Below are 14,419 nucleotides of genomic sequence, written 5' to 3'. Positions count from 1 at the left end.
GCATGCCCTTTCAAAAAATGATAATATTTGAAGTAACATTTAATTAATAGGATTGTTACTGTTAAATCAGGCAAAACCTAAAACTAATAATACACTTTATTAGTTTTAGGTTTTTTTTTTTATAAAAACTTCCACAAAAGGTGATTTATATGAAAATCGCGAAGGTGATTAATAATAATGTTATCAGTGTTTTGGATGCGCAGAATAAAGAATTAGTGGTAATGGGCCGGGGAATTGCGTTTCAAATGAGGCCCGGCGATGTTGTGGATGAAAGTAAGATCGAGAAGACCTTCAAATTGGACAATAAAGATGTTTCAGAAAAGTTTAAAACGTTGTTATACGATGTTCCTTTAGAATACATGGATGTTTCAGAAAGAATTATTTCCTATGCTAAGGAGAAACTAGGGAAGAATCTAAATGACAGTATCTATGTATCATTGACCGATCATATTACTTTTGCCATTGAGAGAAATAAAAAGGGTTTACTTATCTCTAATGCTTTATTATGGGAGATCAAAAGAATTTATAGTGACGAATTTGCGATTGGTTTGAAAGCGATTAAAAAGATCGAAGAGATGCTTGGGATTACTCTTCCTGAAGATGAAGCTGGTTTTATCGCCATGCATATTGTCAATGCGGAGCTTAACGAAGAAATGCCCAATGTCGTCAATATGACAAAATTAATTCAAGATATCTTAAACATTGTGAAATACCATTTCAAAATCGAAATTGATGAAGAATCGTTGAATTATTTCCGATTCCTTACCCATCTAAAGTTTTTTGCGCAACGCCTTTTTAGTGAAAAAAACTTGGAAAGTCCTGACGATTATCTTTATGATATGGTGAAAATAAAGTATCCAGATGCCTTTATATGTACCGAAAAAATAGCGGAATTTATTGAGAAGACCCATAATTATAAAATAACAAAGGAAGAAATGTCCTATCTTACTATTCATATTGAACGAGTTGTTAATCGGAACTAGCCAGAGATTTCCTTTATAGAAAGCGTTGCCATGAATTGGAAGCGGAAAAGCAGGCAAAACCTGAGTAGCTCGAGTTCGGATATTTTGCGTACTCCTGCTGCTCAGGATAAAGATGTGATTGTAACCAATGAGGACAACTATAAAGTAGAAAAACATCGATAACCATTTTGGTTATCGGTGTTTTTTGTATGATTCCTTCTAATAAATTGTTGTTTCCAGTAATATCCGAACTGTTAAGAGCGTTAATACTCTTATTTTGCTAAAAAGTTATACTTTAATAATTAAAAATTATGATTTATTTAACTTCATGTTCCATCAATGGGCGAATTATTTAATTCAATATGCGAATCTTTAGTTTCAATGAGCGAATCTAGCTGGGCCGCATCTATTGTTAACATGATACAATTGGTGAATTGATGACTAATAGGTTTATAAAAGGAGATAGAAGAAAATGTTGCACCATGTAGAAATCAATGTTTCCAATCTAAGCAAAACGATCGAATTTTGGCAGTGGTTTTTAACGGAGTTAGGATATCAACCATATCAAAAATGGGAGTCGGGTATCAGCTGGAAACATGGAGAAACCTATCTTGTTTTTGTACAAGCTGAAGAACGATTTTTGGATGTCCCGTACCATCGTTCACGAGTTGGTCTTAATCATTTAGCTTTTAATGCCAAATCCAGAGAACAGGTCGATGAAATAACTGCAAAATTAAAGGAAAAAGGGGTCCACATTCTTTATCAGGATAAACATCCATTTGCCGGTGGGGATTCCCATTACGCTGTTTTTTTCGAAGATCCAGATCGTATTAAAGTCGAATTAGTAGCTCCGTTCTAGTATCAGGGACCTGACTCTTTTTATGAAATATGGAAACTTTTGTATTTCTTCAATTAAAGTGATATAAATCACAAAAAGCCATCCTTTTTAATCTTATAATAATCAAAAACAGAGGAAAAATTGAAAGTGGATGGTGACGAAAAGTGGATTACAATTTTAAATCAATCTATGATGAAATAGGCGGGCAAGAAACAATAGATAAATTGGTCAATGCTTTTTATCCGCGTGTATATGCCGACCCAGAACTAAGACCATTGTTTGAAGGGGATATGGAAGAAATAAAGCGTAAACAGCGGATGTTTTTGCCGCAGTTTTTAGGAGGTCCTGCCCTTTACAGTCAGGAATTTGGACCGCCTGCCATGAGACATCGGCATCTGCCATTTGAAGTAACGCCTAGAAGGGCAACATGCTGGCTTCGCTGCATGAAAGAAGCATTTGAAGAAATAGGACTTGATCAACAACCTGCCGGACCTGCGTTCTATGACCGGTTAACGCAAGTGGCTGGAATTATGGTCAATAGCCCGGATCGTGAATAATTCAAAAGGCTCTTCTCAGATAGAGAGGAGCCTTTTGAATGAAATCCTATTTCTTTAACTTAGCCCAAGTAGCATCCAAAGCTTTTTCTGTTTCTGCTTTCGATTTTTGGCCGCCAACGTATGCTTGAAGAGAAGCACCAAATTCTTGACCAGCACCATCAGGATACTTCATGAACTGCCAAGAGTAAGTTTTGCCTTCTTGAGAATACTTTTGAAGTTCTGCACCAAGTGGCCCAATATCTTCTGCTTTTGCTTCGATTGTTTTAAATGCTGGGATGTACTTGAACTCCTTAACTAGAGCTGTTTTCCCTTCTTCAGAGGTAACCATCCAGTTTAAGAAATCTTTTGCCGCTTTTTTATCTGCTTCAGGAGCTTTGTTATGAACTACCCAGTTCGTTGGAACGTCAACCATTAATTTATCTGCTTGTGCTGCATCATCTGTAAGTGCCAATGGAATGAAACCAACTTCCATGCCTGGATTTAGTTTGTCAAGCATCGGCTGAATCCAGTTACCTTGCTGGATCATTGCCGTTTCGCCGTTGGCAAATTGGGTAACTTCGGTGTTGTAGTCAGTTGTTAAAGGATTTTTGTTGCCATATTTAATCGTTAAGTCGACAAGCTTGAAGTAGTCATCGAAGTATTTGTTGCCTTCGATTTTCGCTGTCCCTTCATTTAAACCTTGGATATAGTTCTCGTCATCTGCTTGTTGGTACGCGAACGGAACGTTCAGCCCATGGTTTGCTAATACCCACCATTCAGCATAGCCTACTGAGAAAGGAGTAATGCCGGCGGCTTTAAGTTTTTTCGATGCTGCTTCTAACTCCGAGTATGTTTTTGGCAGTTCTGTAATGCCAGCCTTTGCAAATAGCTCTTTATTGTAAGCAAAACCATAGCCTTCCATATTAACAGGCTGACCATAAATTTTTCCATCGATTGTCATAGGCTTTAATGCATTTTCATAGGCATCTTTCACCCAAGGCTGGTCAGATAAATCTTCGAATTTATCCTTCCAAGTTTGAGCCTCTTGATAACCGCCATTCCCAAAGATATCAGGTGCTTTGTTGGAAGCAAACTTCGCCTTAAGTGCAGCAGCACCGTCAGCGCCGCCGCCTACTGTTTCAATATTAAAGGTTACATCTGGATGCTCTTTTGTATATTTATCTGTTAACGCTTTCAATTGATCGGCGATTTCAACCTTTCCATTAAAAAGATCGACCACTACTTTACCGTCTTTACTATCACTTTTTTTATCCCCTGAAGCACTGTCGCTAGAACATGCTGTTGCTAATAGAAGTGAAGCGGATAACACACCTGCAAGTAAAGAATACTTTTTGATCCCCATTAAATTTCCCTCCTGGTATATAAATCTATTTTATATTTGTCTCTGCTATCTGTCATGCAGATAGCAGAGGTTGTTCCTATGGCAAATTTTCTACTTTATAGAACCGCTGGTAATCCCTTTAATAATGTGTTTTTGCATCGCAAAGAAGAAGATTAACAACGGGATGATGCCCATAACTAATGCGGCTAGCGCTAAATCCCATTGCTTTGTATATTGTCCAAAGAATGAGAACGTTGCTAATGGAATCGTTTTTAATTCCGGGTCCTGAAGTACGAGTGATGGTAATAAGAAGTCATTCCAAATCCATAAGCTGTTTAAAATGACGATGGTAACTGTAATCGGTTTTAATAGTGGAAAAACAATTCTCCAAAATACGCCAAACCTTGTACAGCCGTCGATGATTGCTGCCTCTTCAAGCTCGACAGGAATACCTTTGATAAAACCGTGATATAAGAAAATTGTCATTCCAGATCCAAAACCTAAGTACATGATGACTAGACCCCATACGCTGTTTAAAAGACCAAAGGTTCCAGCTGTTTTGATGAGCGGAATCATAATTGATTGAAACGGAATAATCATTGCTGCTACGAAGGTCATGAAAATGACATTGCTGATCTTCTTTTTTGTTCTAACCAGCATGTAGGCAGCCATGGAACAAAAGATAACTAGAACAACATTACTTGCTATTGTCACGATTAGAGAGTTTGTAAATACCTTTAAATAGTTCAACTTTTCAAATGCGCTAACATAGTTTTGAAACTCCAGAACCTTCGGCAAGGCCGATGTGTTGGATAATATATCAGCGAACGGTTTCAAGGAGTTTGAAATCACATAATAAAAGGGAACTAAAAAGGCGAGACCGAGCACGATGGCAAGAATTTCAACCATAAATGTCTTTACTGTATACCTGATTCCCATTATGATTCAACCTCCTTCTTCTTCGAATACGTCACTTGAATGACAGAAATAGCTGCAACGACTAGGAAGAATATTAATGCTTTTGCTTCACCAATTCCGTAGCGGTTATTAACAAATGCTTCAGTATAAATGTTGAGCGCTAACATTTCGGTTGACTTGAACGGACCTCCATTTGTCAATGAAAGGTTCGCATCAAAGACCTTAAAGGATGATGCTGTTGTTAAAAATAAACAGATGGTAACCGCAGGTGCTACAAGTGGCATAGTGATGTGACGAAGAATCTGCCATCGATTTGCACCGTCAATTTTGGCTGCTTCAATTAATTCTTGAGGAACGTTTTGCAGGGCAGCGATATAGATAATCATAATGTAGCCTGCACCTTGCCATACGCTGACAATGACAATTCCCCAGAAAGCGGTATTGGCATCGCCTAACCAGGCTAATTCGAAAAGAGGAATCTTGGTTAACTCTCCAATCGATGCAAAGCCTTTGACAAAAATAAACTGCCAAATAAATCCCAATAAAAGACCGCCAATCAAATTAGGCATAAAGAAAACTGTTCGTAAAATATTTCTCGTCTTCAGCATTTGGGTAACAAGTAATGCTAATCCAAACCCAATCGCATTTGTTAGGATAATGGCAATTATCGTATATTTCGTAGTAAGTTTGAATGAATCCTGGAATTGCTTATCCTCGGTGAAGATGTACTTAAAGTTGTCCAATCCCACCCATTTGACAGCCCCTGTTATCCCATTCCAGTCTGTAAAGGCATAATAAATACCTGTAAAGAAAGGGATCAGAACAATGAGCGTGAAAGCTAAGAAAACGGGACCGACAAATAGAGCAAATAATCCTGCGTCTTTCAGTTTCTTATTATTATTTAAGGAAACTGACTTTGAAACTTTGGTGTTTTTTTGAAGTTCTAATGCTGAGGTTTCTACTTTTTCCAACTTACTATGGCTATTCATTACCTGCACCTCCATAACTTCATTTTAGAGAATAATGAAAATTATGAAACGGCTTACATTGACCAGTAGGGTGGAAAATATTGAACAGTCAAAACTATCGACAAGTCAATGTATGCCCTATCAATGGTTAAAGAATGTTGTTACAATGGAGGAAATTTTACTAATTGGAGGAAGGTTAGTTCTTGTTTTACCATTTAACTAACCGAATGATATGCAGTGGGGAATTCGTAAAAAGCTTATAATATTTTTATTGCTAGTAACGGTTCTGCCTTTTGGCAGTTCGATCGCGATTACTTATTATCAAACCACGAAGACACTCAATAATCGCTTTGTTTCGACCAACCATGACCTGATTGTAAAAGGGGAAGAAGAACTTACGGTTTATTTGGAAGATGTTGCTCAGATGTCTTCGGTACTTTACCGGTATACCCCTTTTATGAATGTGATGAGGGATGGGCTATCACAGAATTTAAACACTAATCAGGAAGAAGTTCGACGAGCTCTTGCTTATTTATTTAATACACGGCCTGAGATTGAACAAATGCACATTTACATTGATAAAGGAAAGAATTCCTATACCAATTATCATTCTAGAATTAGCGGCAGAGCAAAGTATGAGAGTATCTTTTCGCATCCTTATTATGCACGATTAAATCGATATAACAGCCTTTTTTCCGTTATAGAACCGCCCCATGAAATGTATAGTTATAACAATATATCGGTTATCCCGAACTCGGAAAAGAAAAATGTCCTAAGCTTTCATAACATCCTTCGTGACGTACCATCAGACAAGCTATTAGGTTTTTTATCCATTGATATTAATCTTTCAAAAATAAGTGCGATTGCCGGCCGCTTATTTACAAAGGATATGGAAGATTTGTTTATTATGGATGATAAAGGAGTCATTATATACTCCTCAAATGAATCTATGATCGGTAAGGAAAATAAAGAAAAGTGGTTTGAGCAGGTGAAGAAAGTATCTTCCACAACTAAAAGTATGGAATGGAAGGATAAACAATTCTCCGGTGTGATTGTCCATGATAAGTTTTCCGCTCCCTACAAGAATTGGTATATTGTTAAACGAATTCCTTACAATGTACTTTATCAAAGTGCTAGAGAAACAGCTCTGATTAATATTTTGATTGGAATAGTTACGCTCGTTATCGTGTTAATAGCCACCATGTTTGTTTCATTTAAGATAACTGCTCCGATAAAGGTATTAATTGATAACATGAAAAAAGTAGAAAAAGGCGAATTTGAGGCAGATTTTGATTCGTTAGGAAACGATGAAATTGGCATGTTGGGAAGGCATTTCAAATTAATGATTTCAAAAATCAATGATTTAATTGAGCGAGAATATAAATTGGATATTGAAAATAAAGAATCCCAACTGCGAGTATTGCGGTCGCAAATTAACCCGCATTTTTTATATAACGCTCTTCAATCGATTGGGACGCTGGCACTAAAATCTAAGGCGGTTCCGGTGTATTCCTTACTCACTTCCTTATCGAAAATCATGCGATACAGTATGAATGTGAAGGAAGACATTGTTCCATTTATTTCAGAAGAAATGCATGTTAAATCCTATTTATTATTACAAAAACAACGGTTTGACGAGCAGTTTGAATTCGAAGTAAATGTCTCAAAAGAAGTACAAGAAATAAGTATTCCGAAAATGATACTACAGCCAATTGTGGAAAATTGTTTTAAGCATGGTTTTGATCAGCGTTTAGAAAAAGCAACCATTCAAATTGAGGGGAAGCTAATTGATAACGGAATGGTTTACATCTGTGTGAAAGATAATGGAGTAGGCGTAAATGAAGAACAGCTAAATCGTATCAGGCAAGAATTATGTAATGAGGGATCTAAAGAAGAAAAACAAAGAGAAACCATTGGTTTAAAAAATATTTATGACCGTTTGCAGATTTATTACGCAAATCAAGCGCAAATGTGGATTGACAGTAATGAAGAAAATGGTTTTATGGTGACCATTCAGTTTCCTATGGAAATCCAAAAAGAGGTGGAGCACACATGAGAGCATTAATAGTCGATGATGAAAAGCACGTTCGTGAAGGAATCAAGATATTAGGTGCTTGGGAACAAAACGGAATTGACGAAATATATGAAGCGGGAAATGGCGAAGAAGCGATTCAACTCATTCAAAAGTATAAGCCAGAGATCATATTTTCAGATATGAAAATGCCAAAAATGGACGGTGTTTTACTTTTAGAATGGATAAAAGTAAATCAGCCCACCACCAAAACAATCGTTGTGACGGGTTATGATGATTACCACTACATGCGTAAAGCCATTCATTTCGGCAGTTCTGACTATCTCTTAAAGCCGATTGACCCCGAAATCTTAAATCAGACGTTGGAAACAGCCGTGGATGAATGGAGAAAAGAAGCATTAAACAGGGCGAAAATCGTAAGCAGCTCTCAATTAATCAATGAAATGAAACCTGTTTATCGGGACCGAAAGCTTACCAAACTCCTAAATAATGATCATATGAAGGAAGATTTGTATAAGGATTTTGGGATACCTCAGTCTTGCAATTATCAAACAGCACTTGTCCAGATGAACGGAAAGACCATTGAGGCTTTTCAAGGAGATCGTGATTTAGCCTATTTCACGATCTTGAACATCATTAATGAAGTCATGAGGGAAAATGAATGTGGTGTGGGTTTTCGTTACTTATCCAATAAGGGCGAAGTTGTTATTATTTTTTGGGACAAGTTTGAGCAAATAGTAGACCTTTTAAAACAAATATATAAGACGATACAAAGCTTAATGGATATTTCTTGTCCTATTGTTTTAGGAAAGCTAGTAACAAAGAGTTCCTATTTATTGGATTCCTATCTTTATGCCAAGCAGTTGTTGTTTACTAGTAATATTTTGGACAATAGAGAGAATCGAGTCTTTGTGCAGGAGACCTTGCCAAGCCCTGCCTTAAAGAATCTTATGGACTACTCGGCTAATATCGAACTGGCCGTACAAGCCGGTGAAATTGGGGCTTTTGAAGAAGTGATCAAACAAATAGCAACGGATTTTACTGAAAACGATTATTTATCATTAAAACAGCTGCTCCATTTTGAAAATGAATATCTGGTGATCAGCAATAGATGGTTTAAGCAATATCATCTACCTATTAAAACAGGAGAGGATATCCATAAACAAATTGATTTATTCTTCGATCAAAACGGTACCTTTCAGTTAGAAGAATACAAACAGAGGAAAAAACGTGAAATTGCTATCTTCTTGAAGAAAGTAAAAAGAGGCACGGAACAGAAAAATAGTAACATCATATATGAAATCGAAAAGTACCTGCAAGCAAACTTTGACCGGGATGTAAAACTGCAGGAGATATCAGACCATTTTTATATGAGCAGAGAATATATCTCGAGAAAATTCAAACAAGAATTTAATGTCAATATATCCGATTATGTTGTTAGGTTTCGGATGAAAAAAGCAAAATCATTATTAAAAAACAGCCAGCTAAAAATCTATGAAATTGCCAATATGATCGGCTATCAAGACGACAAATATTTTCGGAAAGTATTTAAAAAGGTTGAGGGGATTACCCCAAATGAATACCGTGAATCCTCTATAAAACAGAAATAAGCAGATCCGAAATCCGGTTTCTGCTTTTTTTTTGGAATGAAATCACCCGTGGTAAGTTGATGGGGGATATGTTAAATTGAATAAATAATAATAGCCAAATCTCATTAATTGAGAAATAGATTGTAAGGGTTTTCTTTTTTGTTTGGGGGGATATTATGTTTTTTTCCTTACGGAATCGCTTATTCATTATATTTACGTGTTTGTTAACGATTCCCTTAATCATTTTATCGATTATTATCCCACGATGGTTTACATCTATTATTGAAGACCAGACACAGGATCTAACCATAGAAGCGATGGATCAATACTCGCTGTATACTGACTCGATTACAACCCAGGCGGAGGATTTAGGTAAACAGGTCCTGGTCAATCAAACCACACAGCAGTGGTTAAGGTTTGAAAAAAAAGATGAAGAGATACCACGAGAACAGAGCTTGTTGCAGAAGAATCAACTGAAAATGCTGCTTTCTTCGATGATGGTGAACAATTCAAATGGGATGTCTATCTCCGTCGTTTTGAATAACGGTGAAGGAGCATGGGGGAATAATCCCAACTTACGCAACCTAGATTGGTTTCAAGACTTTACTATTAATGAACAGCGATTTGTTAAATCACATATTGATCCATATATGCCGGCACAAGGAACTAGTAATAGTTATATGTTGCCCCTGGTTGATTTGAATACGGTAGTTTCCTACGGATTTATAAAGGTTAATTTCCCTTCAACATTGCTAGAAACAGCCTTAGGGAAAATCTCGATTGGTAAAAATGGACATGCATATTTATTAGATCAACAGGGAGCAAATGTGTTAGAGGGGAAGATTGATACTCCTAAATCGGTATTGAAAAATAGTTTAACCAAAATAAAAACCAGTCAGAAGGAAAAGGGTTTATTAGAAACGGATTACCACGGCGAAAAATACTTTGTGTTTTTTCAAAAGTTAGCAGTAGGTGATTGGATTCTAGTTAGTGAAGTGACCAAGTCTGACTTATTCTCAAAAGTGAATATTTTGCAACGCAATCTACTATTAATCAGTGCCCTCGTTTTTTTATTAACGATTGTGGCTTCATTTGTGCTTTCGTCCAATATCGTCAGCCCGTTAGGAAAACTAGCAAAAGCAATGAAATTTATCGAACGCGGCGATTTTTCAGGTGCCAAACGCTATATGCCAACGATTAAATCGTCAAACGATGAAGTTGGATACGTGGTAAAAGTGTTTGACCACACCGTCGATCAATTGAAGAATTTAATTGAAACAGAATATGAAGCGAACATTCGTAGAAAAGATGCGGAATACAAAGCTTTATTACTGCAAATCAATCCTCACTTTTTAAATAATACGCTTGAAATAATTGGCGGATTAGCCGTACAAGGAAAAAATAAAGAAGTCATGAACGTAAGTATCTACTTAGGCCGGATGATGAGATACTCCTTGAATACACAAAATGATGTGGTGAGATTGGGTGAAGAGATCAGCTATATCCGCAGCTATACAGATATTTTAAAGGTGAGATATGAGGATGCAATTACGATTGATATTATTGAGGATCCGGAGACAAAGAATCTTCCTATTATTAAATTCATTCTCCAACCGCTTGTTGAAAATGCCGTTAAATATAGTTTTATAGAAAAAACTACGGCTGATATTTTTATAAAAACCGAAAAAATTAACAATCAAGTATTGATCATTTTAGAAGACAAAGGGATGGGCATGTCTGAAGAAGTGATATCAGATTTAATGAATGAAGAAATAAAGTATGGAGCAATTAGTGTCTTAGAGAGCAAAGGAAACAGTATTGGGCTAAAAAATGTGCTTGGCCGATTAAAGCTTTACTACGGTCAAGATTTCTCGTATAAGATTGAATCTGAAAAAAATGTAGGCACGAGGATTACATTGTGTATTAATTTTGACCGAGGTGATATACATGATGAAGGTCATCATAGCGGATGATGAGATTCAAATTCGTAAAGGCTTGCGGATGAAAGTGGATTGGGAAGAGGAAGGGTTTCAAATCGCTGGCGAGGCTTCCAATGGGAAAGAAGCACTCGAATTGCTTGGGAAAATGGATATCGATTTAGTCCTTACAGATATGAGAATGCCCATTATGGATGGTCTAGAATTGGCTAAACACTGTCAGCAGGAATTTCCAAACGTAAAAGTGATCGTATTATCGGGTTATTCCGATTTTGAATTGGTCCGTGGCTCCATGAAGGAAGGGGTTAAGGACTATCTATTAAAACCCGTTGCCCCGGATGAACTAGTGGAGGCCTTACAAAAAATCCGTAAAGAAATAGAGACGGAGAGGCAAAAACAGGTTGAAACGGCGCAGATGCGACAGCTTGTTCTTTCTCAACTGCAGGAAGTGCAGGAACAATACTTGCTTTATTTGGTGAAAGAGGAATGGCTGGAGCTTAATTTAGTCATCGAGAGACTACGTCAGCTTCAACTTGAGGAACTTGTAAATGACCACGCTGTTGTTCAATTTGTCAGTGTGGAAATTCGAGAGGGCAATGGAAATCCTAATCGATTAAAGGAGCTCTGGCTGCCATTCCAAATGCTATGTAAGGAAATCTCCAAAGAGCATGTGGGAACTTATTCCTTTTACGATCCAAGCTATGCTAATATGGTTCATTTTTTAATACGAATTGATTTAAATAATCCTTCTAACTTAGTTGAAAGTTTACAACGAAATGTGAAAAGGTTGTTGAATTTAGAAACAGTTATAGGAATTGGGAATGTTGTCACGGGTCTAGCAAACTTTAAGACAGGTTACATTTCCAGTTTGCTTGCTTGGAGCCAAAGTCAGCTAGGCTCCCAATCGCAGGTGATTGATGCGGCGATAACGAAAGAGGAAGCGTTTGAATTTTCACCTGATTTTGAGAGAAAGTTAACCAATGCGATTGAAAATGCCAGCTTCGAAGCGTTTAGAGAAAATATTCACTCCTTATTACAAGGAGATGGGAACCAATCGATATTATCGTTTTCGTTTGCTGCCAATCGAGTGTTATTTCTTTTAGGGTCACTTGCCAAAAAATATGATATCGAAACAAAAGATATTCAAAAAACGATTTGGAATTGCCAACAAAGTATTTGGGAGCTTAATTCACAGAGTAAAGTGCTTGAAAACCTCCTTCACTTAGCCCAATCAATAATTGAAAAGGTGCGTTTGGCCCGCTTTTCAAATGGGAAGTTAATCGTGGATAGTGTTCGGAATTATCTGGATCAGCATTATGCAAGTGAGATTTCACTGACCTTATTATCGGAACTATTTCATATCAACAGTGCTCATTTATCTGAAACCTTTAAGAATTATGTTGGTCAGAATTTTAGTGATTATCTGGTGAAATTACGAATGGATAAAGCCCAGCAATTTTTGAGAGACAAGCAGCTTAAAATCATTGATGTAGCAAATTTAGTTGGCTTTTCTAACTCCGGGTATTTTAGTACAGTTTTTAAAAAGCATGTGGGACAAACACCGGTTGAATTCCGTAATGCCATAGATTCCTAAGTTTTCAGGAAAGAAAGGGAATGTAGATGAAGAAATGGTTCACTATTTTTGCAGTGATACTTATGGGTATTTTAGTGTATGCGTTGTCCTTTTTTGATACATTCTCAGGCAGCGGTCAAAAAGAGAAAGGGGAAACGGTAAAGGATTCCGAACGAATCCAGTTGACGTTCTGGCGAAACGGCGGGAACGTGGCCGAAAATAAAGCATATGAAGAATTAGTTGCTTCTTTTGAAGCAGCTAACCCTAATATTTTGGTGAATATGAAGTCGATTCCCTATAGTGATTATGAAATCAGGCTGCGAACGGAACTTGCCGCGGGGAACCCTCCGGATATTTTGACCATTGACAGTCCTACGCTTGGTCTGTATGCAAATACAGGTTCGTTATTATCGATCGACCCTTTCATGAGAAGAGAGGGGAAGATAGATGATATCCCTGATTCCACCTTAAAAGGATTAAGTTATAAGGGGCAAATATACCTCGCCCCGATTGTCGAGTCAAGTATTGCATTATATTACAATCGACATTTACTAGAGGCGGCTGGTATCCCAGATCCACCAACAGATCCCAATAACCCTTTAACATGGGATGAGGTATTAGAGATTGCTAAGAAAGTAAATAATCCTGCTAAAGGAGTAATTGGAATAGACCCAGCTCAAGGATTTAATGATGGAGAATCTCCTGCTTATTTTAAAACACCACTCCTTTGGCAGTTTGGGGCTAATGTTTTAAGTCCTGATGGAACTACTGCAAGCGGTTTTTTAGATTCACAAGAAGCGTTAGATGCTCTGCGATTTTACCAAGACTTGTATCATAAATATCGAGTTTCTTCGATCGAAATACCTGGTGGTGCTTTTGAAGAAGGGAAGCTGGCGATGACTGTGCTCGGCTCTTGGACACTGGCAGATTTGGAAAAAAATCATCCTGAGTTCCAGCTGGGAGAAGATTTTGGAGTAACTCCCCTGCCAAAGGGTAAGTATCAGTTTGTCCCCAATGGCGGATGGGCACTTGGCATCACATCCAAGTCCAAACATCCAGAGGAGGCATGGAAGTTTATCAATTATGTCACTGGATATCAAGGTGTGAAAAAGTATGTCACTATTACAGGTGATATCCCTGCCCGATACTCTGTCGCAAAAGACTTCCCAGAGTTGAACGAATATCCTAAAAACATATTTGTACAGCAAAGCCAAAAGTATTCAAAGAACCGCCCGGTTACTCCTGCTTATCCGGTGGTCAGTGATGCCATCAGAAGATTATTTGAGGATGTTGGTATCGGCGGAAAAGATGTAAAGGTTGCGGCCAAAGAGGCGGTTGAAAAAATCAATACAGGTCTTAAAGAAATCAAATAAATCCAGGATAATAGCAAGTAGTTTAATATTTTATGGAAGCATCTCCTCTAGTTAAGGTACTAGAGGAGATTTTTTTATTATAAGATATCCCTATTGGTTCAGGTGGTTTTAGAATCCGATGGACAAAACCACACAAGGGACAGGTAAAATGTCCATCGGAAGGAGTCCGATGGACAAAACGGCCTAAGAGAACAGGTAAATGTCTATCGGGAGGGGTGCGATGGACAAAACGGCCTAAGAGAATAGGCAAAATGTCCATCGGGAGGGGTCCGATGGACAAAACCATACAAGAGAACAGGAAAAATGTCTATTGGAATGGTTCCGATGGACAAAACGGCCCAAGAGAACAGG

12 protein-coding genes are annotated in these 14,419 nt (G+C 37.5%); 9 read left to right on the top strand and 3 right to left on the bottom strand.

Going from position 1 to position 14,419, the window contains the following annotated elements:
- The first annotated feature begins 149 nt into the window (after positions 1–149).
- The 4 genes from licT (at position 150) to BR30_RS0131005 (ending at position 2,357) form a co-directional block, all read left to right on the top strand.
- Positions 150–983 (top strand): BglG family transcription antiterminator LicT, encoded by an 834-nt coding sequence (gene licT / locus BR30_RS0131015; RefSeq protein ID WP_026568436.1) that lies wholly within the window; start codon positions 150–152, stop codon positions 981–983.
- Positions 984–1,013: 30 nt separating this feature from the next.
- The gene (locus BR30_RS38615) at positions 1,014–1,145 is read left to right on the top strand and encodes a hypothetical protein (RefSeq protein ID WP_269320666.1); all 132 of its coding nucleotides are present in this window, start codon (positions 1,014–1,016) and stop codon (positions 1,143–1,145) included.
- Between the two features lie 289 nt (positions 1,146–1,434).
- Positions 1,435–1,821, top strand: a complete 387-nt coding sequence (locus BR30_RS0131010; protein ID WP_026568435.1) for a VOC family protein — start codon at positions 1,435–1,437, stop codon at positions 1,819–1,821.
- A 143-nt stretch (positions 1,822–1,964) separates the two neighbouring features.
- On the top strand, positions 1,965–2,357 hold the full coding sequence (locus tag BR30_RS0131005; protein WP_026568434.1) for a globin domain-containing protein: 393 nt from the start codon (positions 1,965–1,967) through the stop codon (positions 2,355–2,357).
- A 46-nt stretch (positions 2,358–2,403) separates the two neighbouring features.
- On the opposite strand, the gene BR30_RS0131000 is transcribed toward BR30_RS0131005, so the two are convergent.
- The 3 genes from BR30_RS0131000 to BR30_RS0130990 all read right to left on the bottom strand — a co-directional run bounded on the left by BR30_RS0131000 (position 2,404) and on the right by BR30_RS0130990 (position 5,585).
- A complete protein-coding gene (locus BR30_RS0131000; protein ID WP_026568433.1) occupies positions 2,404–3,699 on the bottom strand; it encodes an ABC transporter substrate-binding protein in 1,296 nt (431 codons plus the stop codon).
- A gap of 90 nt (positions 3,700–3,789) precedes the next feature.
- Positions 3,790–4,617 (bottom strand): carbohydrate ABC transporter permease, encoded by an 828-nt coding sequence (locus BR30_RS0130995; RefSeq protein ID WP_026568432.1) that lies wholly within the window; start codon positions 4,615–4,617, stop codon positions 3,790–3,792.
- Entirely contained in the window at positions 4,617–5,585 is a 969-nt protein-coding gene (locus BR30_RS0130990) for a carbohydrate ABC transporter permease (RefSeq protein ID WP_026568431.1), read from the bottom strand. The genes BR30_RS0130995 and BR30_RS0130990 overlap by 1 nt, the downstream gene beginning before the upstream one ends.
- A gap of 250 nt (positions 5,586–5,835) precedes the next feature.
- On the opposite strand from BR30_RS0130990, the gene BR30_RS0130985 reads away from it, so the two are divergent.
- The 5 genes from BR30_RS0130985 (at position 5,836) to BR30_RS0130965 (ending at position 14,068) form a co-directional block, all read left to right on the top strand.
- Positions 5,836–7,620 (top strand): sensor histidine kinase, encoded by a 1,785-nt coding sequence (locus BR30_RS0130985; RefSeq protein WP_231507873.1) that lies wholly within the window; start codon positions 5,836–5,838, stop codon positions 7,618–7,620.
- Complete coding sequence (locus BR30_RS0130980) at positions 7,617–9,206, top strand: response regulator transcription factor (RefSeq protein ID WP_026568429.1); 1,590 nt, start codon at positions 7,617–7,619, stop codon at positions 9,204–9,206. Before BR30_RS0130985 ends, BR30_RS0130980 begins: the two co-directional genes overlap by 4 nt.
- Positions 9,207–9,361: 155 nt before the next feature.
- Positions 9,362–11,158, top strand: coding sequence for a sensor histidine kinase (locus BR30_RS0130975; protein WP_026568428.1), 1,797 nt, complete (start codon positions 9,362–9,364; stop codon positions 11,156–11,158).
- Complete coding sequence (locus BR30_RS0130970; RefSeq protein ID WP_026568427.1) at positions 11,136–12,716, top strand: response regulator transcription factor; 1,581 nt, start codon at positions 11,136–11,138, stop codon at positions 12,714–12,716. The genes BR30_RS0130975 and BR30_RS0130970 overlap by 23 nt, the downstream gene beginning before the upstream one ends.
- A gap of 26 nt (positions 12,717–12,742) precedes the next feature.
- Positions 12,743–14,068, top strand: coding sequence for an ABC transporter substrate-binding protein (locus tag BR30_RS0130965; protein ID WP_026568426.1), 1,326 nt, complete (start codon positions 12,743–12,745; stop codon positions 14,066–14,068).
- Positions 14,069–14,419: the final 351 nt, after the last annotated feature.

Source organism: Bacillus sp. UNC41MFS5, assembly GCF_000686805.1.
Note: the sequence above shows the minus strand (reverse complement) of the source record. Positions and strands in the feature narration are given on the sequence as shown.